The sequence below is a fragment of the Nocardia miyunensis NBRC 108239 genome, assembly GCF_001613065.1.
Classification (GTDB): domain Bacteria; phylum Actinomycetota; class Actinomycetes; order Mycobacteriales; family Mycobacteriaceae; genus Nocardia; species Nocardia miyunensis.
In genome coordinates this window covers 43,332-65,237 of the sequence record NZ_BDBQ01000096.1, presented here as the reverse complement: position 1 = coordinate 65,237, position 21,906 = coordinate 43,332, and the positions used below count along the sequence as shown (strand labels likewise).

General features: G+C 66.6%; 20 protein-coding genes and 2 pseudogenes. 7 read left to right on the top strand and 15 right to left on the bottom strand.

From position 1 onward, the window contains the following. Positions 1 to 129: 129 nt before the first annotated feature. Together NM2_RS52705 and NM2_RS37495 are read right to left on the bottom strand one after the other, a co-directional pair. Positions 130 to 426 carry a recombinase family protein gene (locus tag NM2_RS52705; protein ID WP_281182700.1) on the bottom strand — a complete coding sequence of 99 codons (297 nt, stop codon included), beginning with the start codon at positions 424 to 426 and terminating at the stop codon, positions 130 to 132. Between the two features lie 130 nt (positions 427 to 556). Further along, on the bottom strand, positions 557 to 946 hold the full coding sequence (locus tag NM2_RS37495; RefSeq protein ID WP_218026067.1) for an ester cyclase: 390 nt from the start codon (positions 944 to 946) through the stop codon (positions 557 to 559). 116 nt (positions 947 to 1,062) lie between these two features. On the opposite strand from NM2_RS37495, the gene NM2_RS37490 reads away from it, so the two are divergent. Continuing rightward, the gene (locus NM2_RS37490; RefSeq protein ID WP_067679530.1) at positions 1,063 to 1,686 is read left to right on the top strand and encodes a TetR/AcrR family transcriptional regulator; all 624 of its coding nucleotides are present in this window, start codon (positions 1,063 to 1,065) and stop codon (positions 1,684 to 1,686) included. 47 nt (positions 1,687 to 1,733) lie between these two features. On the opposite strand, the pseudogene NM2_RS53150 reads toward NM2_RS37490, so the two are convergent. From NM2_RS53150 to NM2_RS37465, 5 genes and pseudogenes are all read right to left on the bottom strand, one after another. Further along, a pseudogene (locus tag NM2_RS53150) lies at positions 1,734 to 3,253 on the bottom strand (DUF4158 domain-containing protein). A 411-nt stretch (positions 3,254 to 3,664) separates the two neighbouring features. After that, positions 3,665 to 4,033, bottom strand: coding sequence for a hypothetical protein (locus NM2_RS37480; protein WP_067679526.1), 369 nt, complete (start codon positions 4,031 to 4,033; stop codon positions 3,665 to 3,667). 154 nt (positions 4,034 to 4,187) lie between these two features. Further along, positions 4,188 to 8,918 (bottom strand): annotated as a pseudogene (locus NM2_RS37475) (cation-translocating P-type ATPase); the annotation flags it as partial. A 515-nt stretch (positions 8,919 to 9,433) separates the two neighbouring features. Continuing rightward, complete coding sequence (locus NM2_RS37470) at positions 9,434 to 10,519, bottom strand: NAD(P)H-dependent amine dehydrogenase family protein (RefSeq protein ID WP_067679520.1); 1,086 nt, start codon at positions 10,517 to 10,519, stop codon at positions 9,434 to 9,436. 49 nt (positions 10,520 to 10,568) lie between these two features. After that, positions 10,569 to 11,600: a Rieske 2Fe-2S domain-containing protein gene (locus NM2_RS37465; protein ID WP_067679518.1), complete on the bottom strand. Its 1,032-nt coding sequence runs from the start codon at positions 11,598 to 11,600 to the stop codon at positions 10,569 to 10,571. Positions 11,601 to 11,837: 237 nt separating this feature from the next. On the opposite strand from NM2_RS37465, the gene NM2_RS37460 reads away from it, so the two are divergent. Next, on the top strand, positions 11,838 to 12,392 hold the full coding sequence (locus NM2_RS37460) for a TetR/AcrR family transcriptional regulator (protein ID WP_439956965.1): 555 nt from the start codon (positions 11,838 to 11,840) through the stop codon (positions 12,390 to 12,392). Positions 12,393 to 12,615: 223 nt separating this feature from the next. Continuing rightward, complete coding sequence (locus tag NM2_RS37455) at positions 12,616 to 13,578, top strand: glycoside hydrolase family 43 protein (RefSeq protein ID WP_067679512.1); 963 nt, start codon at positions 12,616 to 12,618, stop codon at positions 13,576 to 13,578. 469 nt (positions 13,579 to 14,047) lie between these two features. On the opposite strand, the gene NM2_RS37450 is transcribed toward NM2_RS37455, so the two are convergent. Genes NM2_RS37450 through NM2_RS37420 form a run of 7 tightly spaced genes read right to left on the bottom strand, consistent with a single transcriptional unit; the run spans position 14,048 to position 17,604 of the window. Further along, complete coding sequence (locus tag NM2_RS37450; protein WP_067679509.1) at positions 14,048 to 14,731, bottom strand: alpha-ketoglutarate-dependent dioxygenase AlkB family protein; 684 nt, start codon at positions 14,729 to 14,731, stop codon at positions 14,048 to 14,050. Beyond that, complete coding sequence (locus NM2_RS37445; RefSeq protein ID WP_067679506.1) at positions 14,728 to 14,973, bottom strand: hypothetical protein; 246 nt, start codon at positions 14,971 to 14,973, stop codon at positions 14,728 to 14,730. Before NM2_RS37445 ends, NM2_RS37450 begins: the two co-directional genes overlap by 4 nt. Then, complete coding sequence (locus NM2_RS37440; RefSeq protein WP_067679502.1) at positions 14,970 to 15,224, bottom strand: Ada metal-binding domain-containing protein; 255 nt, start codon at positions 15,222 to 15,224, stop codon at positions 14,970 to 14,972. The genes NM2_RS37445 and NM2_RS37440 overlap by 4 nt, the downstream gene beginning before the upstream one ends. Further along, the gene (locus NM2_RS37435) at positions 15,221 to 15,952 is read right to left on the bottom strand and encodes a 2OG-Fe(II) oxygenase (RefSeq protein WP_067679499.1); all 732 of its coding nucleotides are present in this window, start codon (positions 15,950 to 15,952) and stop codon (positions 15,221 to 15,223) included. Before NM2_RS37435 ends, NM2_RS37440 begins: the two co-directional genes overlap by 4 nt. Continuing rightward, a complete protein-coding gene (locus NM2_RS37430; protein WP_439956964.1) occupies positions 15,949 to 16,557 on the bottom strand; it encodes a methylated-DNA--[protein]-cysteine S-methyltransferase in 609 nt (202 codons plus the stop codon). Before NM2_RS37430 ends, NM2_RS37435 begins: the two co-directional genes overlap by 4 nt. Positions 16,558 to 16,562: 5 nt before the next feature. Continuing rightward, on the bottom strand, positions 16,563 to 17,054 hold the full coding sequence (locus NM2_RS37425) for an RNA polymerase sigma factor (protein ID WP_218026066.1): 492 nt from the start codon (positions 17,052 to 17,054) through the stop codon (positions 16,563 to 16,565). 34 nt (positions 17,055 to 17,088) lie between these two features. Next, positions 17,089 to 17,604, bottom strand: coding sequence for a methylated-DNA--[protein]-cysteine S-methyltransferase (locus NM2_RS37420; RefSeq protein WP_067679490.1), 516 nt, complete (start codon positions 17,602 to 17,604; stop codon positions 17,089 to 17,091). A 303-nt stretch (positions 17,605 to 17,907) separates the two neighbouring features. Between NM2_RS37420 and NM2_RS37415 the strand changes: the two genes are divergently transcribed. The 4 genes from NM2_RS37415 to NM2_RS37400 all read left to right on the top strand — a co-directional run bounded on the left by NM2_RS37415 (position 17,908) and on the right by NM2_RS37400 (position 21,134). Further along, positions 17,908 to 18,753 carry a helix-turn-helix domain-containing protein gene (locus tag NM2_RS37415; protein WP_067679488.1) on the top strand — a complete coding sequence of 282 codons (846 nt, stop codon included), beginning with the start codon at positions 17,908 to 17,910 and terminating at the stop codon, positions 18,751 to 18,753. 376 nt (positions 18,754 to 19,129) lie between these two features. Continuing rightward, a complete protein-coding gene (mug, locus tag NM2_RS37410; RefSeq protein WP_067679485.1) occupies positions 19,130 to 19,693 on the top strand; it encodes a G/U mismatch-specific DNA glycosylase in 564 nt (187 codons plus the stop codon). A gap of 567 nt (positions 19,694 to 20,260) precedes the next feature. Next, positions 20,261 to 20,557, top strand: coding sequence for a hypothetical protein (locus NM2_RS37405; RefSeq protein WP_067679482.1), 297 nt, complete (start codon positions 20,261 to 20,263; stop codon positions 20,555 to 20,557). A gap of 346 nt (positions 20,558 to 20,903) precedes the next feature. Further along, positions 20,904 to 21,134, top strand: coding sequence for a DUF6400 family protein (locus NM2_RS37400; RefSeq protein ID WP_067679479.1), 231 nt, complete (start codon positions 20,904 to 20,906; stop codon positions 21,132 to 21,134). 39 nt (positions 21,135 to 21,173) lie between these two features. On the opposite strand, the gene NM2_RS37395 is transcribed toward NM2_RS37400, so the two are convergent. Beyond that, complete coding sequence (locus tag NM2_RS37395; protein ID WP_157121605.1) at positions 21,174 to 21,740, bottom strand: hypothetical protein; 567 nt, start codon at positions 21,738 to 21,740, stop codon at positions 21,174 to 21,176. Positions 21,741 to 21,906 lie beyond the last annotated feature (166 nt).

The following is a 21,906-nucleotide window of genomic DNA, read 5'->3' as shown; positions in this document are numbered from 1 at the left end:
GGAACTGATCACGATCATCCGCACTCCGCGCGGAGTGCGGATGCCTTGCGCAGGGTCAGGGTTCCGGTAGTAATCGCCGAAAATCCAACGAAGTTCTCGTAGTGCCTGGTCAGCTGCGGTGCGGCGAGACTATGAGCTTGGCTTGTCGAGGTGCCGGTAGATAGTGGGTCGCGTGACGCCGAACTCGGCAGCGATCTGGCCGACGGTGTAGCGGCGCTTGCCGTGTTCGTCGAGTTCGTCGTACATCTGCCGTGCCAGCGCCACCTGCCGTGGCCCGAGCTTGGGTTTCTGGCCGCCGCTGCGTCCGCGGGCACGGGCGGCGGCGAGCCCGTCGCGGGTGCGTTCGGATATCAAAGCGTGCTCGAATTCGGCTATTGCGCCGAGGATTTGGAAGAACATGCGGCCTACCGCGGTGGAGGTGTCGATTGGTCTTCGGGTCGGTTGGCGACCAGTAGTGCCTTGCCTTTACAGATCTGGCCTGCGGAAACCGACTGTGGCCGAGGGTGTCTCGCGAACGATCGTTTCCGGACGACGCTACCCGTTGTCTGAGTCGAGGTCAGCGTTGGCCGGGGCTCTCAGTCAAGGTTTCCGCGCTGTAGGGCAAACCCTGACCGAGCGCCCAGTTCTCGGCGATCCGGCCGTTGGCGATCCGGAAGATCTCGATCATCATCGGTTGCGGGTCTCCGGCGCGGATCGGGACTCCTTCGATGGACGAACGGACGGCAACCTTGTCGCGGTCCGCAAGGATGTCTTCGGCGACCACACGGATATCGGGAAATTGAGCGACGAGGCTCCGCCAGGCGCTCTTGCCTGCGTCGAATCCGGTGGTACCCAGGGCATGACTGAAGCAGTCCGGGGCGTGCAGTTCATCGGCCTGGTCGAACTGCCGGGTGTTGAAGCACTCCTGCATCCGACGCACGACGGCGCTGGGATCGTCTGTGGTCACGAATCCATCCTTCGGTCAAAAGCATGTGGCGAGGGGCGATACCGCCATAAGCGGTGCGACGCCCCGGTTACGGCCTTCAGCATACGGGGCGGCGACCCGGTTATGCTAGAGCGGAGATGACCAGCCAACCACCCCAGCGCATCCCGATCGAAGCATCGACAGCGCGCGGCAGTGCTCGGCAGCTTCGAGCTGATGCGCGCCGCAATCGCGAACGAGTCCTGCGGACCGCCCAACAGCTGTTCGCCCAGGAGGGACTCGGCGTCTCGCTCGATGAAATCGCCCGGCGGGCGGGCGTCGGCCCCGGCACAGTCCATCGGCACTTCCCCACCAAAGAAGCACTGTATCTCGCCGTCTCCATCGATCAGCTCGAACAGTTGGTGGCTCAGGCAACCGTGCTGGTCGCCGGCGACGACCCCGACGCGCTATTCGCCTTACTGGCATGCATGATTGCCAACGGCGCTGAGAACGCGACGGTGAAAAGTGCGCTCACTGCCGCCGAGTTCGACTTGCGCACTGCCGCACCAGATGTGGCGGCGAATCTCACCGGCCATGTCGCCCACCTGCTGGATCGAGCCCGCGCAGCCGGCGTCGTCCGCGACGATGTCACCGCCGACGAACTGATGGCACTTGTCGCAGGTGCGTTCGCAGCGATCCATCACGCCGACGCGCAAACCAACCCGACACGCTCGGTACACATCGGCAGGATCATTCTCGACGGGCTACGACCCCAGCTCCGGTGAACACCAAACCTTCTCGGGCCCCCTGGGCTGTTGCGGGTCCGATCGGCTCAGAACAAGGTGTCACGAACCCGGAGCTGCCTGTAGCCGGTGGGGCCCAACTGCGCGAGTTCGGCATCGATATCGACCTCGATCGCGCGGAAGAAGTTGATGTTCTCGCTGTGCGCAGGCGAGACGTGCGCGAGCACCTCGTCATCGATGCGCCACCCCTCCCTACGCATCTGCTCGACCGCCAGGCCGTAATACTCTGCGGTCCAGGCGATCACGGCGTTTGTGGCCAAGGTCAGACACCATGCCTGTTCGGTCTGGGATTCCAGATGCCGGGCGCGGATCATGCCTTCGTGGGCGTAGAGCAGGTCTCGGCGCAATGCGTGCAGGGATTCGCCCTTGTTGAGCTGGCGCGAGATCTTGCGCCGATAATCCGGGTCGGACAGGTACTTCGCGGCGTAGATCGTTCTGCCACTTCCGGACTTTCGGGCTTCGTCGAGGTAGCCGCGCCATTTGGTGGGCACGAACCCGGTCGGCGCGTCATCGAATACCTTCCGGCCGCCGGTGGCGTTGAGCTCCCGCAGCATGTTCACCGCGATCAGCAACTCGGTCGCGGCGGGCCGCGTTCGGCCAGCTCGTCGCGCATCCGTTTCTCGGCGGTGCTTAATTTCGCCGAGATCGCCTGGTCGAACAGCTGCACTACCTCGTCGAGCACGTCGGTGGCCGACTGCGCCAGCAGCGTGAGCAGGATCGGATACCGCCGCTGCGGATCACGCCGTTCCAGAGCTTGACCGGTCAGGCGACGGCCCATCGTGGCCAGGAACCGCCGCCGCTCCGCCGGCAGCACAGAGATGTCCAGAGTGTCGGCACCCAGACCACGCAGGAACCCCAGCTTGTCGACCTCGGCCTTCACAGCGGCCGCGGAAGCCTCCACCGGGCCGGTCGACAACCACGTCAACCGCGACGTCCCCAGTGACGGATCGACGACCAGCAGTGCGTCCAGTTCCTGACCGCGCTGCGGTGTGAGTTCGTGCACCAGCCCGTCGTACGTCTCGGCCTGAGCCTGGTTGCGCGCGTGTGCGACCCGCTCCACGAGCGTGACCGGACCCGGCCGGCTCACCCGCGCCGAGATCAGGTATTCGCACGCCAGCCGGAACAACAGTGTCGGCGAATCGTGCTCCATCGCTCGCGCCAACAGGAACTCATCCAGCTCCTTCAGCTCGATTGCTCCGGCCGCGCGCCAGCCCGAGTACTGGGCCACGAGCCGCACATGTTCACTGCGCGTCTGGGCACGGCGACCGTACGAACAAAGCTGCGCCGCATCGACATTCAACTGCTCAGCCAACCTCGTCACCGCCACCGGCGGCGCGGCGGTCACCTTGTCCGGGACGAACCCGAGCCACGGCAGGCTGCACAGGATCACGGCCAGGCCCAGGCGTACACCCGCCCTTCGACCCTGTGGCGCGACGATGGCTAGATCTGTTGGGCTGAGGGTGAAGTATCGGAACAGCTCGTCGCGGCTGATCTCCGGGAACTCCCGAAGCCGCTGCAACTCCTCATCCGCGAATACCCGCGTCGCCACGAACCCCGCCCTCCGGCACACCGACCGACCTCATCGGCAGCCAAGCCAAGCACCAACCGCCTTGCTCCGCACCCGGAACCGGCGAATCACCTTCTACCAGGGCACATCCCGAACTTCGTTGGGTTTTCGGCGATTACTACCGGAACCCCGGGTCCCACGCATGTCCAGACGAGGGTGTCGTGTGATGACCTCGAGATCGGCCGTACGATCCCATGGGCCGCGGGGTCCGCTTCCCGAGAATGTGGCGGCATGATCGGCGGGTCACCAACCACGTCAAGACCCTGTCGATCGAACCGGCAGATTTTTGGGTGCGGCCGACGGACTCAGGGCCCAGCGGCCGCCGTGCGTGCCGAGTGAATGCGCGCCGCCGCGGCGGCGCGAGGCTGCGGCCCGGCCACCACCCACTGCCGTCTATCGCTTGGACGGTTGCTTGCGGGCTCCGGCTCGCGTGGTCTCGGGTTGTTCGGGGGCAGGTTTGCGCATGCGGTTGATGATGAGACCGGTCGCGGCGAGTGCGCCGGTGATGGGCCAATCGACGGCGCCGGCGACGGTGAGTGCGCCCAATCCGCCGTAGTAGAGATAGCGAGTCGGAATGGCGAGGTTCACCGGCCCCGCCTTGACCTTGATGCCCGGGCCGGGAATCGCTACCTCGGCGCTGAGGTACGGCAGGTTGAGCGTCGCGGCGGGCGCGGGCGGAGGTTCGGCCGGCGCGGGGCGGGATTCGGCGCGAGGCGCCGAGGCGGGGCGGTCGTTGCTGGTCGTTCTACTGCGGGAAGGCATGGTCGTGGTCCTATCCGTAGGTGAGAACTACCGATTTTGTGTCACCACCGGCATGAACCGGATCCGGTGGTGCGGAACGAACGGTTTGTTCATGGTCGCGCACGGGTGGGATGGTCGGCAAGCGTTCGGCTCGTTCGATCAGCGCGTCGGTTCGTCGAGTAAACCAGGCCGGTGCGAACACCACGACCGCTGTGGTGGCGGAGACGGCGGCGAGCACTCCGCCCCAGGCCAATGGTCCCAGCGGGGTGCAGCCGAAGAAATGGCTGACTCCGGGGGTCTCGACGATCGCGACGAGCACGGCGGCACTGCCAACGGCGGTGGCCATCACGAGCGGGCTTTCCTGGCGCAAGACCAGGGTCTGGGCAAGTTGGGCGCCGACCAGAGCGGTCAATCCCATTGTGGCAGAACGTCGCCGGGTGCCCGGTGTCCACTGCCCGATCGCCCAGGCGGCGGTGGCCGCGGCCGCGGTGGCGGCTCCTCGACGGGCGATGGCCTGGATCAGTGGTCGTTCGAGGGAGGGAGCCGGGGCCGACAGCACCGCCACCGCAGCGGTGGCGGCGGCCTCGGACGGGCCCGTGTCATCGCGGGGGTGCTCTGGCGGGGACACGGCGATGGCGAGCGCGGGGAACATGTCGGTGAGCAGGTTGACCAGCAGGAGTTGACGTGTGCTGATCGGGGCACCCCCGCGGCCCAGAGCGGTGCCGACGATGGTGAACACGACCTCGCCCGCATTTCCGCCGAGCAGCAGTGTGAGGGCATCGCGGACGCTGGCCCACATGTTCCGTCCTTCGACGAGGGCATCCAGCAGGACGGTGAGGTTTTCCCCGGTCACCACCAGATCGGCGGCCTCCCGCGCGGGCGAGGACCCGCGCCCGGTCACTCCGACCCCGACATCGGCCATGCGGATCGCCGCGGCATCGTTGGCCCCGTCGCCGACCATGGCGACGACACGGCCGGACCGTTGCAGTGCCGAGACCACCTGCACCTTCTGTTCCGGGCTGACCCGAGCGAAGACCTGGGCCGAGCCGGCGAGCGTCGAGCGTGCGTCCTCATCGGCGTCCGCGAGTTCGGCGCCGGTCACCACGCGCGCGTCGGCGGGAAAGCCGAGCTGGCGAGCGATCGCCCGAGCGGTGACCGGATGGTCGCCGGTGATCAGCGCGGTGGTGCGGCGCGCGGCCGTCAACTGCTCGAGGAGCGGGCGCGCCGAGTCGCGGATGGTGTCGGCAAGGCCGATATAGCCGACCAGGGTCAGGTCGGTAGCCAGTGCATCGATCAGGTCTGGATCGTTCACCTCGTCGTCGTGAACGTCATCGGTCGTGCGCTGTGCGACGGCGAGCACTCGCAGGCCCTGATCGGCCAAGTGGTGCACAAGGTCTTCGGCCGAGGCACGGCCGGGGCCGCCGATATCGAACCGGCAGCGCGGCAACACCACTTCCGGAGCACCTTTGAGCACCAGCTGCGCATGCGCCGACGACTCGGTGCCGGCCGATGCGATGATCGATGCGGAGTAACCGCGACTGGATTCGAAGGGAACCTCCGCGACGGTGGCCGGTTCCGGACCTTCCTCGGAAACGCGCGCGGCGGCGGTCAGGATCGCCTCGTCAGTGGCGTGGGCGTGACCCTCACCGTCGTCCGGACGTGGACACGCCCGTGCCGCACAGCGCACCACCGCGGCGGCTCGCGGGTCGGTGATGTCCAGGTATGGGCGATCCACGGTGAAGCCGGGCGGAATCGCGGTCACGACGGCGAGCCGATTCAGTGTCAATGTTCCGGTCTTGTCGAAGCAGACAGTGTCGACCCGTCCGACGGCCTCGAGTGTGCGTGGTGTGCGGACGAGCACACCGAGGTGGGACAGGCGACGGGCGGCGGCCAGCTGCGCGAGGGTGGCCACCAGCGGCAACCCCTCCGGGACCGCCGCCACCGCGACCGCGACTCCGTCGGCCACCGCCTGACGCAGCGTTCCCCGACGCGCGAGCGACAAACCGCTCACCGCGGCGCCTCCCGCCAAAGTCAGCGGCAGGACCTTGGCGGTGAGTTCGCGCAGCCGGTTCTGTACGCCCGCCGCCACAGCCGCACCGGAGACCGCGGAGATGGCGCGGTGCGCGGCGGTGGCCGGCCCGGTGGCCACGACGATGGCGCGGGCGTGCCCGGCGATGATCGTGCTGCCTTCGAAGAGCATGCTGGCCCGGTCGGTAGCGTCGTTGGCCACCGCCTCGACCTGTTTGAGCACCGGAACCGACTCGCCGGTCAGCGACGACTCGTCGACCTCCAGGTCATCGGCGACCAGCAACCGGGCATCGGCCGGGATCACCTCCGGTGCACGCAGATCCAGCACGTCGCCGGGTTGCAATCGGGTGGCCGGGACAACCGCGACGCGACCCGAGGTACGCGCCGCGTGCAACCGACGAGTTTTGGTCGCCACCGTGGGAACCACCACCCGCCGCACGGCCTGTTCTTGTTCGGCGAACAGCGCCTCGGTGGCCTTCTCGGCGCGCAGACGCTGGAGGCCGCCCACCGTCGCGTTGACGCTCATCACCCCGGCAACCAGCACGGCATCGATATTGCTGCCCAAGATCGCGGCCGCCGCCGCGCCGACGGCCAGGATCGGAGTCAGCGGATCGCTCAATTCACGGCGGGTGGCATCGCCCAGTCTGACCAGCAGTGTGGCAGGACGGCGAACAGCCTCTCCGACACCGGTTTTCGACAGGTCGGACAGCACTCCGTACCACCGCGAACTCACCGACGGCTGCGATGCCGGCATGGCGCCGGAAACTCGCGAATACACGATCTCGGGGTCGAGGGCATGCCACGCGGTCAGCGGCTGAGGTGGCGGGTCCGGCAGCCTCATGACGCGGTGAGCCGCCCACGCGCCGGCGATCCAGGCGCTCGCGCCCGCGGCGTTGACCGGGCTGAGCCATTGCCCCAGACCGAGCCGGCCGCGTCGACCGGTTTCTCCCGTGACCAGCAGCAATCCCGCCAGGGTGCTGCCCGCCTTGGCCAACCGCACCGCGGACTCGGTGGCTCGGTGCGCAGCCGACAGGGCCATGAGTACCCGCACCGCCGCAGCGAGATCGGTGCCGGCGATGAGGTCGGCGGTCCAGGGCGTCGCCGCCGCGGGATCGTCCAACGCCAGCCCGATATCGGCGACAGCGAGCGCGGCCAGCGTATCGATGGAGGTGAAGTCCGGGTGCAGTGCGGAGATCAACATGACCGGGCCGCGGTCGTCGCGCAGATCCCGCACTATGTCCAGCAGAGGCGTGCCCGGATCGTATGCGGCCGATACCGATGCGCCCAGTTCCTCGGTGCCGCCGACATGTCGCAACACCACTCGCGCGCCGCTGCGGCGAGCCATCTCCACCAATGGAATCGAATAGGGGTCCGGTTCCCAGCCGACCGTCAGGGTGGCCACCACTTGCCCGTCGATCAGCAGGTCGGCAAGCTCGACTCCCGGAGCCGGTGTCGTGACGTCCGGACGCTGGTGCCAGCTCAAACCGGCGCCCTCGGCGGGCAACTCGTCCGGGTCGGGCGGTGGAGCCTTCTCGCCGTGCAGCAGCGCATCGGCGACCTCGTATACTCGCTCGTCATCCCACCCCGGCTCGCGCGCCTGGACATCGAGCACCGTGCGGGTGTCGCCCCGCAACGCGGCACCATCGATGACGACCACCCGAACCCGGTCGAGGCGCCGTAACGCGCCCGGGTCGAGGACCAGCAGGCCCGCCTTGGCCAGCCCGCGCCCCAAAACCGCCGCGAACGCTTCCCGGCCCATATACGCCGCCTTGGGAACCCCGGCCAGCACCGCATCGGCGACATCGTCGACCGTGCCACCCGCCAGGAGAGCCCCCGCTGCCGCCACGAGTGAACCATTGGCGGACTGGTCGGCGTAGTCCTCGACCACGCCGACCCCATCCGCGGCGGCGGCATCGACCGACACGTCGACGGTCGAGTCGACGACCACATGCGAGGCCTCTCCTGCCGCGGCGACCGCCCAGCTGTGTCGCGGGCCGCCGGAGTCCTGCGCCGCCGAGATCACCGCCATCGCCGGGCATTGCGGCCGCTCGGCATCGGCAAGGCTCGGCTCACGCGTTCGCCAGGTCTCCCGATGCGCCAACGCCTCGGAAATCTGCGCTGTGCGCTGCATCAGATCCAGCAGAGGGGTGCCCGGTGCCTGTGCGAGCCCGTGGGTCGCCGCGGAGATCGCGTTCAACAGCAGATCGGTACCGACCCGCCCGAGCCGAGCCTCCAGCACGGCAACCACCCGGGGCTGATGTTTGATCACCGCCGCAGCGGCCCGCGCCGCACGCGGTGCACGAGGAAGTCTGCCCAGCCATCCGGTGACCGCCCCCGTCACCGCCATCACGTCCATCGCCGCCGCCACAACCGGAACGACCAACGCCAGCGGATCCCCCGGATCAGCCGCAGGCACCACCGCCCTCATCGGCTGTTGCCCCGCCCCCGCAACGGCCTCGGGCACGCTCTCGGCGACACCGCGGATCACCCGGTGGATCTCATCGATGTCGGCGGTCTCCTCCCGCTCGATCACCAACCGCCCGAGAACCCCCTCCACGTGGACCGAGACCACCCCCGGAAGAGCCTGGACCACACGCTCCAACTCCGCGGACCACTGCACCCACGCCGGAAACGGCAGTACCGGGTCGAGGTCGATATGCAGCCTGCGTCCCGCCAGCCACGCCACCAACGAACCCGCCTCGACCGGCCCGCTTCCCGGCGGACCGCCGAACACGACGCGTGCCGATGCGCGAACCGGGCCCGCCACCGGCCCAACCAGCGCCTGCGCAGCACCTATCGTCCCCGCCCCCAAGCGCCCAACCAACGACGCTATCGATACGGCGTTGCCGGTAAACTCACCGAAACCAATGCTCCGCATGCCTCAGGCTCCCGGGTAATCGGTCGATGTATTCGATGCAGTCTAAACATGTGGCAAAAGAAGTTTGGCCAGATGTACACCATTGCGTTTGTCGAACAGGTAAACCCTTGCCTATTCGGATTCGCCGCGCCGGACCGCGGCTGCCGCATCCGGCGGAATTCCGGTCGCCGTGTTCAGTCGACCGCGTGAGTCTGGACAGCCCGGCCGGCCTGTCCAGAGTTCATTCGCGACTGCTCATCTCTCGTCGTTGCCTGAACGATCGAAACAACGACTCCCGCCCGCCTCCCCGTCAATTCCGGCCTCCGATACGAGGCCGTCAGCGTCGGCGGCGGACTCACCGGTCTGATCACCGCCAAAATCAGCCTGCTGCAAAGGGGTTCGGACACAGCGAATCCGACGCCGTCATTGCGAGCGACTGCTGCGCGCTTGCCTGGACGCCGATCCCGATGCCCACCAATGGATCAGGCAGTTCCGCCGAAGCCCAGATGTAGCCATTCAGCATGTGCCGATTACTGTCATCGTTTGAATCGTCCGGCGAAGCCGCGCAGCGGCAGATCCGCGCTGGTGATGATGCCGGGCCGGGCCGCGACGACGGATTTGATCGAGTTGAGGGCGGGTAGACCGGTGACGGTCATTCCGATCGAGGCGAAGTTCTCCGGATTCGACAGGTCGAATCCCTTGCGCGGGAAGATCATATGCTTGCTGTAGATATTCGGATCACCGGTCACCTGGGTGATGTAGCAGCCCTTGATCTCCCAGGACGGATCGGTATACGGGGTCATCTGCCATTCCAGATGAGTCTCCACGCGCGGCACCCCGTCGACGATGCCCTGGTATTTGATGTAGTTCGCGCCCAGCGACCCCTTGGGCATGAAATACCAGCCCAGATCGACGTCCTTGGTGCAGGCACCCAGTTCGTAGGAGAATTTCACCTCGTCGAGTTCGAGTTCGAAGGCATCGGCCATCAGGTAGACCGAGTCCGCGAAGACCGCGGTGTATTTATAGAGTGAGTCCGGAATCGTCGGATCGTCGACCGGGCGGCCGTAGCCGACGGCCTTCCAGGTGTCGACCGAATGATGACACGACACGTCCACCGATTCGGTGACGGTGACGTTCTCGATCTCGGAAACGTCCGCGGTGTGCACGATTCCGAGGATCTGGCACAGGCCCGGATTCATGCCGGTGCCGTAGAACGTGGAATTGCCTCGCTCGCAGGCGGATTGGATGACCTCGCTGACCTTGCGGCCCGAGGGATGCGCGTGGTTGGTGTCACGGTGGAATCCGGTGATCCAGTCCGCGGTGGTGACCACGTCGATCCCTGCCTCGAGCACCTTCACGTACAGGTCCTCGTCCGGGAACACGCCATGGAAGGTGAGCACGTCCGGGCGGGCGGCGATGATCTCCTCGACCGATCCGGTGGCGCGGACCCCGATCGGGCCGATACCGACGATCTCGCCGGCGTCGCGGCCGATCTTGTCCGGTGTGTAGCAGTGCAATCCGACGAGTTCGAGGTCGGGATGTTCGCGGATGCGCCCGATCATCTCGGTGCCGAGGTTTCCGGTGGCGACCTGGAATACCCGGATCTTGTCGGGAGTGCTCATAGCGGGAGGGCCTTTCTGTCGACGTCGGCGAATGGTGTGCGCATCCGGTTCAGCTCCGGGCAACCGCCGGATCGGTTACGGATCCGCTTGTCGCACCGGCACTTTCGGGATAGAACTGTTGCGCCCAGCGACGCAGCGCGGTGAAGCCCTGGAACTCCTTGCGCGACAAGCCCGCCGGATCCGCGTACTGCTGGTGCGACCAGATCTCGATATCGGCCTCGAATTGCTCGATGACGAAGTCGGCCATGGTTTTTCCGTAGCGGTTCAGCTCCGGTGACTCGTCACCGGGTTTGCGCCCGATCCAGACGGTGAACCGCACATCGGAGGTGTACTCGTCCACTGGGGTCACCGCGGGCATGGTGCGGTTGTCGACCATCCCCCAGCTCTTGGTGATCGCACATCCCAGTCCGGCATTGATCGACTCGACACCGCTGTTGATATCGCCCGCGTCCGCGCTGTCGTCGAAGGCGACGGTGAAATCGACGTAGGAGACCGGTCCGTCGAAGTCGTGGCGGGTGAACTCCGGCACGATCGGCGTCTTGTGCACATATTTGAAGTGCGCGAAATCGACGCCGTTCTCCATGATGTACTGCGGATGGATCTCGAGTCCCGGCCGGTACAGCGTCGACGCGGGCACCGGCGGGTAGTAGTCCGCCGCCGTCTTGCCGTCCCCGAACGCGGCGAACATGTCCGGAACCTCGAAATACGGTGCGCGTCGGTCGATGTCGTACCAGATCCACACCGCTTCGTTGCGTTCGACGACGGGGTAACTGCGCACCCGGCGGCCCTTGTTCGGATGGTCCTCGTAGGGAATGCACACGTTACGGCCGTCGCTGTTCCATTCCCAGCCGTGGAACGGGCAGACCAGATTCTCCCCCTCGACATGCCCGCCGTAACCCAGATGCGCGCCCAGATGCCCGCAATAGGCATCGAACACCGCGACCTGACCCGATGCCGAACGCCACGCGACCATATCCCGGCCGAAGTACTTCATCCGATGCACGACATCGGTTGTGATCTCCGTCGACCAGGCGACCTGGAACCAGCCCGTCGGCTGCATCGGCAATGTGGGTCTGGCCATCTCGATCCTCCAGGCTTCGAGGGGTGCTGCGGGGCTCGGCGCAATCGCAGGCGGCTCGGCCCGAAAGTGGGCCGGCCGCGTGGCGATTCCGAGAGTAGAAGCCTCTACGAAAAAATACAAGAGGGCTCTATGAAAGTAGATTGGTGCCGGTAGCAGCGGCTATGCTCCAGTGTTGTGACGGATGCTGTGATCGACGGGCGAAGGGCCAACCGGCGTGGTATCGCGACTCGGGAGGCCATGATCACCGCGGCGATCGCGTCGCTGGCGACCGGCGATCCGGCGGCCGTTTCGGGTAACCGGATCGCCCGCGACATCGGCGCGACCTGGGGTGCGATCAAATACCAGTTCGGTGATATCGACGGTCTGTGGGCGGCGGTCCTGCGATACACCGCCGACAAGCGCGGCGACCTGCCCGCCGGTATCCGGCCCGGCGGCTCTCTGCACGAGCGGGTGGACGCCATGATCAGGGCGATGGCGGTGGGGCTGCGTCGGCCCGAATCGCTGGCCATCGAAACCCTGCGTGCCGCGCTACCCCGCGACCACGTCGAACTCGAGCGCGACTTCCCGCTCACGGCCGCCGAGTTCGCATCGTGGAAGCCGCATTGGGACAAGGCGTGCGAACGAGCGTTCGCGGATCTCGACCTGGATGCGACGAGGGTGCGACAGGTCGCGGCACTGATCCCCTTCGCGATGCGCGGCATCGTCTCGGAACGGACCCTGGGAACGTACGGTGACCTCGACGACGCTATCGATGGACTCGTGGGCGCCCTCGTCACCTACCTGACCCCCTGAATCGGCAACACGAGACACCCGGCGTGCCGACGCAACCCTCCCGGCTCCCCCGCGGGTACGCGGCGAGCAGGCCGCGATCGCACGAATCACGCACTCCTGCAACCACTTCCGCACCCAGCCGATCGATACCCGACTGTGGCCCGCCTGTCGGCGGCCACAATTGGGCTAGGGTCCTGGTGGGGAAGCTCGTTACTAGATCGACGATGAGGGGTAAGACGTTCGAATGACCGAGAATGCAGCCGCTGGCGGTACGGGAACCGTTGGCACGTTTCGTAATCCGCTCAATCAGGGTCCGGACCCGTTCATGACCTATTACGACGGGAACTACTATCTGTCCACCAGCCAGGGCGATTCGTTGCAGATCTGGAAGGCCGCCTCGCTGGCCGATCTGGCTACCGCGCAACCGAATACTGTGTGGACCGATACGACCGCGTCCCGCAATCAGGACATGTGGGCACCGTGTTTCCGTCTGCTGGAGGGGAATTGGTATTTCTACTACACCGCCAGCGACGGCGGCAACGACGCTCATCGCATCTACGTGCTGAAGTCCTCGGGCACGGATCCGTTGGGCCCGTACACATTCGTCGGTCAGCTCGGGGATGCGTGGGCGATCGATCCGGAGTTGCTGATTCTCAACGGCAAGTACTATCTGATCTGGAGCGGCCCGGACAATCTGCTGCAGATCGCCCCGATGAGCGATCCGGTCACCATGTCCGGTCCCGCGGTGTACCTGCCGTCGTCGGGCGGATGCGCCGAGGTGCGGGAGGCCCCGGTGACGATCCAGCGTAACGGCACCACCTACCTGATCTACTCCACCTGCGACACCGGCAAACCGGACTACCAGCTGTGGATGCGTACGCTCCCGTCCGGCGCCGACCCGCTGGTTCCCGGTAACTGGACCCAGTACCCGAATGCGGTGTTCAGCCGCAACGACTCGGCCAACGTCTTCGGCCCCGGCTCGAACAGCTTCTTCCAGAGCCCCGACGGCACCGAGGACTGGATCGTCTACCACGGCAAGACCACCAGCGCGTACACCTACGACGGCCGCACCACCCGGGCCCAGAAGTTCACCTGGAACACCGACGGCACACCGAATTTCGGCCGGCCGCTGTCCCTGGACGCCGAAATCGCCCTGCCGTCGGGCGATCCCAAGAGCGCCGCCGTCACGGCCGCAAGCCGGGTGTAGGGATGGCGGTCGCGCCCCAGGCACAGCCGCTGCGAAGGGCACGCCCACACTATCCGCGCAGGTCGAGCTGCACGGTCAGCACGGACTCCCCTGTTGATCGAGAGTCACGCGCATGCCGCTGTGATACGCGAAAGGTGTTGCGGTCCTGGGGCGTCGGCGGCCACAGCGAGGATAGGCGCGTTCGGCGAATCGGTCGTCGGAGAGGTGGGCTCGATACGAGAAATTTCTCCCGGCACGTCACGGTCGTGTGCATCGGCGACACGGACTGACGCGGTTAGGACTGTGCCCGCGGACAACCGGGCGCGTTCTGTCCGCGGGCACATGCCGGGTGGTGAACCCGACCTCTGGTAGACGCCGACCGGGCTCGGTTCGTGAGGTCGCTGACGTCGATTCGTGGTGTGGTGGTGGGTTATTCGGGCCGCGCGCGCCAATCCGTCAGCGCCGATGACGATTCCGGGGTCGGTGGCGGTCACCAGAGCTGTTCGGGGTGGTCGGTGAGCCCGGTCATTCGCATGGTGATGTTGATCCGTCCTTCCCGCAGACCGCACTCCTCGGGTGCGGTGCCGGGATGGACGGCGGTGACGCCGTGATACGCCAGGCGGGTCGGCCCACCGAAGACGAACAGGTCACCCGAGGCCAGTCGCAGATCGGTATATGGGCGGTTGCGGGTTTCGGTGTTGCCGAACCGGAAGGTGGCATCGTCGCCGATCGACAGTGACACGATCGGGGCATCGCTGTGTTCGTCGCGGTCTTGATGCATGCCCATCCGGCTGGCGTCGACGTAATAATTCACCAGGGCGGTGTCGGGGTTGTAGGCGTCGACCTCGCCGGCGGGGTAGCCGGTCTCGCGCAGGGCGGCGCGGCCTAGGGCGACCATCCAGTCGGGGAATGGCAGCACGCGGGCGCCGTTCACATCGGTGGCGTGACGGGTGTACCGGTAGGGCTGCCAGTGCCACCCCAAGCACACCGTGCGCACCGACATCGCGTGCCCGCGCACTCGAGCGGCCCGCATCGGCACCGGACCTGTTGCCCAGCAATGGAATTGGTCGACCAGCCAGCGCTGCCGACGAAGGGGCAGCCAGCCCGGTGCCAGCATCGCGCCGGGCGCGATCTGGCGGTGGCCGCCGACGCCGGGAGTGAACAGGGTGTTCATCGCGGGGCCTGAGTCGGGTGTCGCTCAGTGTCCTCGGTAATGATCCACGCCGAGCCGTCACGTTCGACGCCGGTGAGTCCGCCCAGGTGGACGGCGCCGACCAGGGCCAGCGACGCTGGGTCGGTGACCGAGGCGAAGGCCAGGGTGTCGCGGGCGAGGACCGCGAGCGTCCTGATTTCGGCGGTGGTGGCGGCCGGGTCGTCGCCTGGAGGTGGCAGGGCGCGCAACAGGGTGGTGGTCACCGAGTGACTTCCTTCCAGGTTCGGTAGCGGCCGGGGCAGCAGACCGCGCACGGTCGGTATCCGGCGGCGATCGCGGTCGTCTCGTCGGCGAAGAACACGCGGAACCTCACGTAGCCGCCGGCGGCGATGGCGCGAGCGGCCGCCGCGCAGTCGAGACGGCCGTAGATCTTGCTGCGCCGGTGGCCGCCCCACAGTCCTTCGGATTCGGATCGGTAGGGGCGGCCGCGGGCGTCGAGCAACAGGTAGGTCATGCGGCGTCGTGGAAAACCAGGCCCAGGGTGCGGCGGCGGCCGGAGCGGACCGTCGAGACACCGTGGCGAACCGGTGACGCCGACCAGCCGCGAGCGGATTTCACCGGACGGTCACGAGTGGTGAACACGAATCCGTGACCGCGCGGGATAAGCGTTGCGCTGCCCCGGGATTGGGCGCGGGGCCGTTGCTCGACGAGCAGAAATTCGCCGCCGGTGTGGTCGGTGCCGGGCTGGTCGAGACCGATCACCACCTGAAGCGGAAACACCAACTCCCCGTACAGGTCTCGATGCAGCGCGTTCCAATCGCCTTGCTGGTAGCTCAGCAGGATCGCGGTGGACCTGGTCTGCCCCGCCGCATGGCACATGTCGAGCCACTCGTCGAGGGTTTCCGGCCACGGCGTCGCCCGGCCCAGCCGCGCCCACCAGTCGCGGGCGATCGGTAGCAACCGCGGGTACAGCGCCTTCTTCAGTTCGACCACCGCCTCCGGATACGGGCGCGCGAAGTAGCGGTACTCGCCGGACCCGAACCGGTGCCGATTCATATCGACTGTGCTGCGGAACAATTCGGGCCGTGCGTAGAGGTCGGCGATCAGGCCGGTTTCGGAGTCGGTGAGTAGTCGCGGCAACAACGCGCCGCCGAACTCGTCGAGCTCAGCGCCGACCCGCGCCCAATCCGCGCCGGCGACCCGCTCTTCCCATCGCGCCGCCGGCGTCACCGCCGCGCTCATGCGGCGGCCTCGAGGTCGAGCAGGGTGTGCTTGGCATCGGCGCCGCCAACGTATCCGCCGAGGCTTCCGTCGGTGCGCAGCACCCGGTGACACGGCACGACGACCGGCAGCGGGTTGGTCGCACACGCGGTCCCCACCGCGCGTACCGCCTTCGGATTGCCGACCAGCGCGGCGACCTGCGCGTAGCTGCGAGTCTGCCCGTAGCCGATGTCGGGCAGATGCCGCTGGACCTCCCGGCGGAACCCGTGCGACAACGACAGATCCAACGGCACATCGAAAGACCTGCGTCGATGAGCGAAGTACTCGTCGAGTTCGCGGCGCACGTCGTCCAGGCGCGCCGGCGCACGCAGGATCCGCGGGCTGATCTTGCTGGCCAGTGTCTCGAGCACCTGATCGTGGCCCTCGCGGGCGTAGGCGACCCGGACCAGCCCCTTCGCCGTGGCAGCCAGCAGCAATCGTCCGACCGGCGTGTCGAGCGTGGTGTACGCGACGTCGACCAACTCGGCCTGTTCGGCCTTGCGTTCCAGCATCCGGTGCAGCCGGGCCAGGGTCGTCTCGTCCACGGGCGCCGACAGAGCGGTGACGATATCGTCGTCGGGGTTCATCTCGTTCATCGTGTGTCTCCTCTCAGTGTCGCGCCCGGGTAGGTTCTGCGCAGATTCTTCAGACCATCCGCGGCGGCGCGGCGCGCCGCGTCGGTGGTCCCGCCGAGAATCTGCGCGATCTCGGCGTACGGCAACCCGGCCACATAGTGGTAGGCGATGGCTCGACGCTGCTTGTCCGGCAGCGCGCTGACCGCGGCCCACACCCCGGTGTCGTCGGCGCCGACGACACCGTCGCCGGCCGGCTTCTCGGGCATCTGCCGCACCGGCAGCGGGTTGCGTTTCGCGGCCCGGACCACGTCGATGGCTTTGCGGTGGGCGATGGTCACCAGCCACGCCTCCACGTTCGCCGATTCCGGCAGCTCCGGATAGCTGCGCATCGCGGCCAGGAAGGTCTCCGACCAGGCGTCCTCGGCGTCGTGCGCCCCCAGGACGACCCGGCAGACCCGCAGCACGGTGGCCCCGTGCTCGGTGACGATCTTCTCGAACGGTGGCTTCATGACCATCCCGCCGATTCCGCTGTGCCCGTCACGGTCAGAACAGCCTCCCCGCGCTCACTGCGGCCGGCTCCTCGAGCTCGAGCAGAGCACGCTTGCGCCGCAAACCGCCCGCGTAGCCGGTCAGCGATCCGTCCGCGCCGATCACCCGGTGACACGGGACGAACATACACAGTGGATTGGCTCCGACGGCCTGACCGACCCGGTACGCCAGCACACGATCGCCCAGATTCCGGGCGATCTGCCCGTATGTGCTGGTCGTGCCGTACTCGATGGCGGCGACTTCGCGCCACACCCGGTGCTGGAACTCGTCACCGGCCGGATGCAGCGGCAGCTCGAAGCGACGGCGCTGACCTCGCAGATACTCGAGCATCTGCCCGACGGCTTCGCCCAGAAGGGCGTCATCGACGAAAGACACCTCCGGCCCGAACCGCTCGACGGCCGGGCGCCGGATGTGCTGCCGGAAGTACAGTCCGGTGACCGCCTCACCGGTCGCCACGATCGTGACCGGACCCAGGGCCGCGGTGGCGATCACCGTGTGTCGAGCACTCATCGACTTTCCCCTTTCTCGCGTTCTCGCCAGGCAGACGCACACCAGCGCTCGAACGTGAGATCCGCCCCGACTGCGATACCGGCGTGCCCCTGCCAGGCCGGAATCGTGGTTCCGACGGTTCGGCCAACGCCAGCGATTCGTGTCGGTGACGACGCTCGGGTTCCTGAGCGGTCACCGGCACGACCATGCTCTGCGACCGATCTCGACCGGCATCCGAACTGCCCTCTGGCAGAACGCAATTCGCGGAGCCGCTTCATCTTAGCGAATTTCGAGCTAACCTGTTTTCGGGGAGTTGGAGTGCTCATGAAACAACAATTGATTCCACATACCCGCCAGGTCACGCAGGGCCCGGTCCGGGTCGAGCTGACATCCTCCGTAACCGGCGTGCACATGCACACGCCGGACGAGCACGGATATCTGGTCGAGATCCCTGTCGGGCGGACGATGCGGGTGGTCGATACTCGGCATGAGGTGGAGGTCGTGCCCGGTCGTGCGGTTGTCATGGAACCGTCGGTCGACGCCTTCGTCGACTCACCGAGCCAGGGGCGGGTCGTGGCCGTCGAGGTCGGTCAGCGTGCGTTGTCGGACATGCTCGAAGCGCTGCTGGGCCGGACTGTCCGGCACCCCGTCCATCCGGCCGAGGCGCCCCAGGTGCCCGACCGTGCGTGGCTGTCGACCGTCCGGCGGATCGCCGCGGACGAGGCCGACGTGCCTCCGATCGGACGGCCGGCCGTCGAGCAGAAGCTGCTCGTGGGCCTGCTGTTGTCGCTGGACCATCCGGACCGGGAGGCGTTGGCCGCCGAGGTGCCGAACTGGGGACCACACGTGATCCGCAGGTGCATGGACTACCTCGAGGCGTTCCCCGGCGAGCAGCTGACCGTGTCCCAGCTGGCAGCCGAAGCCGGGTTGAGTGTGCGCGCATTGCAGGAGTGCTGGATCCGGCACCGCGAGATACCCCTGACAGCGGATGTCGTCCGAATTCGGCTGGCGGGGACGCACGCCGATCTCGAGTTCTACCGTCCCGGGGAAACAACGGTGGACGCGATCGCGACAGCTTGGGGGTTCCAACCGGGCCTTTTCCCCGCCGTCTACGAGCGCCACTACGCCCGCCCGCCCGAGCAAACCTTACGCGGCCCGGCATTCGCCTAGTTCGGGCCATTGTGAGCGCCCCCGGTCGGTCGCAACCGCATGGCCGGAGCACACCCCGCACACCAAGACGCCCTGGAACTACTACGTCCAGGACTATGACCGCATCCGCGACCGCTGCCCGACCGGCGTCGCCGGCTGCAAGCCGAAGCGTCGGGACGGTTGCTGGGAAGATGTTGGGGGTTCCCATATCTCAGCTATGCGACCATCGCGGCCATGCTCGCGTGATCCTCGCGATGGATTCCCTGCGCGAGGACCCGCCCGCAGTTCTGGCTGAGCCTGCTGACGCCGGCGGTGGTGCTGATCGCGGCGGAGTGGCGACAGCGGCGGGGGTATGGCGAGTTGGCTGGGTAAAAGCTCATTCCGGCAGACTGAACGGATGGCACACTCAGGCGCGTACCGCCCCACACCGGCGGATCTGGCCGCGGCGAAGGACCGGACCGTCCCGGATGTGCTGGCGCCGGGTCTGCGGGTGCTGTTCTGCGGGATCAATCCGGGACTGTGGTCGGGTGCGACCGGCCACCATTTCGCCCGGCCGGGAAACCGCTTCTGGCCCGCGCTGTCGCGGTCCGGATTCACTCCGCGGTTGTTCCGTCCCGATGAGGAAAAGGAACTACTCGCACTCGGGCTGGGCATCACCAATGTCGTTGCGCGCACGACGGCGAAGGCCGATGAATTGACCTCTCAGGAATTGCGCGACGGCGGCCGCGCGCTCGCCGAAAGAGTGCGGAACAGTCATCCTCGCGTCTTGGCGGTGCTGGGCCTGGGCGCCTACCGCACCGCGTTCGGCCGACCGCGGACCACTGTGGGACGCCAATCCGACACACTCGGCGCCACCGACATCTGGGTGCTTCCCAATCCGAGTGGCCTGAATGCCCATTACACGCTCGACGCCCTGGCCGCCGAATTCCGCAAGCTCCGCGAGGCAACAGAATCCGAGTGAGGCGGTTTCGCCATTCGCTGAGGATGCGCGCTCCATCAAGCTGGTCGCGACAGAGTTCGGACTGGAAAACTTCCAGAAGATCCGCGCGCTGTGGGCGCGACGTCTACGGGCGGCACCGGACGCTCGATGTCACCGGAACCGAGCGCCTGTACGACTCGGAGACCGCCAACCGGCTCTTCGGTCACAACCAAATACCCGAAAAGGCAGTGGAATTGAGCGCGCACCGACGCTGAGCCGTTGAGAAACAACATATTTCGGTCCGATACACCGCGCCCCACCCAGCTCGAATTCGAGGTCGCATCGCGCCGAGATCGAAGACATGCCGCGAAATCGGGTCCCTCGCACGCCGATACGTGGCATCGTGGTGAAGTATCAGACGAATTTGATCATGGAATCCACTCGGGATGAAGATCAATTCGTGTCACCTAGGCACGATATGCCATTAGCCAAGCATTAACGGTGATCTTTAACACATCACTATCAGTGGATTTGCTGATTTCTTTTCAATAACCTTTCTGGTACGCGCCGTGATGGCGTCGTTATCCAACTGTGAAAGGAAGCTCGTAGATGATCTCTCGTAAGGTCTTTGCCACCACCGCCGCCACCGTCTCCGCGGCCGCTCTGTTCTTCGGCCCGGTCGCGATGGCCTCCGCCGCCACCCCGTCCGCCACCGGTTCCGCCAGCGGCCTGGCCTCGGGTTCGTCCGACAGCGGCTCATCTGCGGGTTCGTCCGGCTCGTCCACCGGGTCGGCCACGCTCGACTCCGGCAGCTCGGCCATCGATGAGGCCAGCGACACCGTCAAGAACATCATCGACTCGATCACCGGCGTCAAGAACCTGAACAACCCCAAGCCCGCCTCCTGATCGGACTCGGTGGATCACCACTTCGTCCGCATCGCCCCCCGGGGCCGGATTTGTTTTGTGCCACAGCACTGTACATCGGCGTACACGTGCTATTGCAGTAGATTTGCCTGACTCGATCGATCGTTAGCTGTATCGAGTTGCCGGATCGGTTGAACTCTGACGATTCCTTTTGTCAGCCAACGAGATAGCCCTCCGCGCTGTACGGTTTCGCGCCGTCGAAGAACTCGGACAGCCACCGAATGTGACCGAGCGCGCCCCGGAACATGACGTGGCCCATTGCCCAGGTAGGCGCGGTTGGGCAGCGTAATCAATTCGATTTCGGAATGAACCTGGTTGGAGATGCCTGATGGCCGGCCACGATTTTGCTTACGACCTCACGCTGGACGAGGCGCGGCGCCGCAACGCCGTTCTCGAGGCGCTCGGTGACGACTGGGATCCGGTCGCGGTGCTCGCCGAGGAAGAGCGGGCGTACGACATGCTGTACTCGAATCTCGACGATGAGCAGCAGCGGATCTATGACGAACTGGTCGACGCCGGGATCCTGCCGGATCGCGCGTCGCGCCGAATTGCCGACTGATTTCACCGCCGCGTGCCCTGCACGCCGCCCCGTGACCTCTCAGCAGCGATGACACACGTGGTCGACGACTGCCTCCCCCGCACCTCGGCGGGCCGCACCCTCGTTTCCGGATCGCGATCCCGGCCTCGCGCGGGTCTCCGACGGCGCTCCGGTCTCACCGCAGCGCGGCGCGTTCGGTGGCAGCGACAGCCATCGAGAGAATCGTTCGACCAGGCTGAAAGCGCCGACGGCGGCGCAGCTGGTGATGATGTCTTCAGCCAGGAGGAGGTCGTCGGCGGCCAGGGAATAGATGGAGATGAGGATCGCCCTGCGCGGTGACGCGGAGAGCGGTCCGTGGCCGGTGTCGGGCAATTCGGTGGCCTGCACCATGGCCGGACATCCGGACAACAGTGTGACGGCATCGCTGAGCCGATGCTCGAAACCGGTTTCGCTCGATACGTAGCCGGTCACGGCAGCGCGAATGAGCCGCTCGGGTCTGCATTCGGCGCCGTCGAGGAACCCGGGTTCGATCGCACGCCATCGTTGGATAGGCGGGAAATACTCGAAGTCCGCGCGTCCGCGCCATCGGCGACGCGCCCACCTCAACAGCACGGAAGTCGCTGTCACGCAACGAGACTCGTCTTCGATCATGGTGAGTATCCGCACGAGTCGGCAATCGATCGCATTCGGAGCCACTCCGATGTCCGCGAGAGTCATCACACACCTCCCACGGTGTGTGCGCCGGAGCCGAGACCCATGCGAATCCGCGAGTGCGCGCGCGCCGTTGGCGATG